Origin of the sequence: Chitinimonas viridis, assembly GCF_030409555.1 — a bacterium.
Lineage (GTDB): Bacteria > Pseudomonadota > Gammaproteobacteria > Burkholderiales > Chitinimonadaceae > Chitinimonas > Chitinimonas viridis.
Genome location: NZ_JAUFPU010000021.1, coordinates 1 through 3,273, shown reverse-complemented (window position 1 = coordinate 3,273; position 3,273 = coordinate 1). Strand labels below are relative to the sequence as shown.

Annotated in this window: 1 protein-coding gene; it reads right to left on the bottom strand. The window is 59.4% G+C overall.

What is annotated here, in order from left to right; translation table 11 throughout:
- The coding region (locus QWZ03_RS20395; protein ID WP_290334450.1) for a SpvB/TcaC N-terminal domain-containing protein at positions 1-3,243 on the bottom strand (3,243 nt) is incomplete at its 3' end.
- Between the last annotated feature and the right edge of the window lie 30 nt (positions 3,244-3,273).

Below are 3,273 nucleotides of genomic sequence, written 5' to 3'. Positions count from 1 at the left end.
GACGGTGCGGGTTTCGTTCAGACCGGTGGCGGGGTTGCGCCAGCTTTGTTGCTTGAGTTCGACCAGGCCGTAGGGGTTGCTGCGGCGGTTGTGGGTGGTGATGATCTGATAGGCAGGATCACCGGGTTCAACCGTTTCCGTGTCAAGTCGGCCCAGGGCGTCGTAGCTATAGGCTACGTTGCGGGTAATGGCGGTCTGATTGACCGTACGGGACGTATCGGCCTTGCTGACGCTGCTGGTGCTCAGCAGGCCAGCGCGCCACACGGCGGTGGTGTTGATGTTGCGATAGGTGTTGCGGGTCTGTGTGTAGTAGTCGATCCCGCCGTGGCTGACCTTGACATCCGATTGGGTGAGGTTGCCCCAGCCGTCCGTGTATTGGTTGTCGGTAAAGGTGGTACCCAGGGGACTGCCATCCAGATCGCGGCGGGTCTGGGTGCTTTGCTTTACATAGGCAAAGATCGTGCTGCTGCCATTCGCCTGCGCAAGTGCTTGGCTGGCAGGCAGCAGGCTATCCTTTGACAGCACGGTGCCGTTGTTGGTGACCGTTTGATCGGCCGTGACCATACCTGTCGTGGGCCACACCTGGCTGAACCATTGGGTGCTTGTGATCTGGCTGTGCAGGTTGGTGACTTCGACACGGGCCATGCCCAGGCCGCCGCGACCCAACAGGTCGTACGCAGCACCGGCATAGCGGTAGCTATGCTCCTGCCAGGTTCCGCGCCCCAGACTGCTGCGCGAACGGCTGACCAACTGCTCAGTACCTGCCTGCAGGCGTTTAGGATAGTCGTTGCTGACAGGCAGGCCGGCAACATCGCTGGCCTGCTGCTGGTACGTAGCCTGATCACTTGGCAGTGCGTAGCTGACTTCCTCTTGCTTGCCGCTACCTTGAACAACCCGAACGATGCGGTCAATGCCAGGTTCGGCATTGGCGCTGTAGATCTCCCAATGGGGCGTGACATCACCGCGATAGGTCGCAATATCCTGGCGGCCCGTGCCAGTAAAGTCGCCATAGACGACGTAATTATGCTTGCTGCTTCCCGGTGCAGGTTCTGCCGGGCCACTCCAGCCAGCGGGTGCATTGACGTCGACACACTTGGCCAAGCCATCCATGATCGAACAGCTGCTTGGGGTCAACTCCTGGCCAACGCCATTTCGACTTTGCATCACGAAAGCACGTGGCTGCTTAGCGCCATTCAAGTCAACGACATGGCGTGCTGGCAGATGGATACCGCTGGTACGACAATCCAGCTTGCCAGTTTGACCGGTACCATAGCAAATGGAATAGGTGTAATTGCCCGAGGCGTCTTTGACATACGAGAGGAAGTCGATATAGCCATCGGCATTCCAGTCGGACACCGCATCTTGCTGCAGCTGCGGACTCCGGGCACCCGGTACTTCATTGGCAATATCCTCGCCACCCGGCATGTAGCTCATGAACGCGCAGTTAAAGCCGGTCGATTTGGTCAGACAGGCAGTACCGTTCTCAAAATAGTAGTCCGCGATACCATCACCATCGATATCCCCTGCTGCCTTGCCTAGGGTCACCATGGGGTGCGGTGCGGTACCGGTGTACTGCAAGCCACTTTGCTGCTGGCCTTCAGAGAGCTTCAGCCACCACTCGACATCCATGGCCGTCGGCTTGGCCACATCGCGCACGTTCGCATAGGGCTGGCAGCTCAGTCCCGCTGCCGTTACCTGGCAACGGTCACTCCTCTGTTCACCTGTCTTGTGCTGGGTATGCGCCAGCAACAGTTCATCTCGGCCGTCACCGTCCGTATCCACAGCAAACGCCATACTCATGGCAGGCGTCCGGCCCAAGGGGAACTCAGCATCACACACCACGGCGGTGTCATCAGCCGCGATGCGACATAGCTTGCCAAAATACTCTAGGCTCGGTGCCTGGCGTATATCAAGCATCGATTTACGATGCGACCCATCGAAGTTGCCTATGACTGGCCTGCCGGGGATGCCATCAATCATTCGCATGTTCAGCGGGAAGGCACCCCATTGATACGGCAGATGCCTGAAGTCGGTACCGGTAGACAGATAGATGCCAGCAGGCGTCAGCAAGTCCATCTTGCCATCGCCATTGAAGTCTCCATTCACCAGATGATCAGTATCAACCGGCATCCCAGCCTCGGTCGTGGCACCGTTCTTGCGCAAGGGCAAAGTCGGGCCGCCTGACCAAGTGCCTTTGCTGACATAGCTCGCACTGACCAGGTCTTGTCCGCCCCACTCGAAAGTCGTCGGTGGAAGGCGCGTACCATCACTACCGATCAGGCTCACTTGCTGTAGCAGGCTGCGGCCGCTGGATGCGCTGATCCGATAGTCCAGTACATAACTTAGTGCAGGTGTACCACCGCTCCCATCGAGTGCGGTATCGGCCCAGGTGTGAACGCGCTTCAGCCGTTGGCGCCGGTCGGTGTGGCTGCCAGCCAAGTAGGCGACATCAGCATCCTCACGGCCTTCGTATTCGAATGCCACTTTGTTATAGGCGTGCGTACCGTTACCCCAGCGCACCTCTATGGGCAGGTGCTCACCGGTGAGGGCATTCTCGCTGTAACGATAATCCACGCGGTTGCCGCTGATGTCTTCATTGCGGCGTATCGCCCACTGGTGGGCTCGGCCATCCACCCTGCCCTGACCTTCGACATAGCTATCTACGCTATCGCCGTAGTAAAGCACCTGACCGCTCTTGGTTTGCACCTTGAAGCTGCGCTTACCATTTGCAGTCTGGGCGGTAATGCGGCTGAAGCTCTCCATCTCCGTGCGGTACTCAGCATTGTCTGCCCAGTAGTTAGCATCATTGGCTGGCAGATTAACCAGGATCAGACGCTGGCCATCCAGGCAGAGGCGGTCTTCCAGATCAAAGCGCACAGCACCTGCGATGCCATCCTGTGCCAGAGTCTTACCGCAGCGCTCAATCGCCGAGAAACCACCCAGACCCCAGCCCAAGCCGGCCACACCGTTGCCCGACTGGCTGCTGTAGTTCAGGCTGATACTCGGCACCATCCCCGCCGTCCCAGGCGGCACCGCAATCGGCAGGCTATACGTCGCCGCCCCATTGCTCACCCCCAGCTCACCCGGCAAGCTGCCCGCATCCGGCAAGGCCACCAGCCCTGCCACTGCGTCGCCCACACCTGCGGCGATATTGTCCGAGAGCTCCAGCGCGCCGCCTCGCGAGACCACCGTGATGACCGGTCCTGGCGTACTCGAGGTACCCACTGCAGTCGTGGTGGTCATGCCCAGGTAAGCCTTGGCAACGATTTGGTG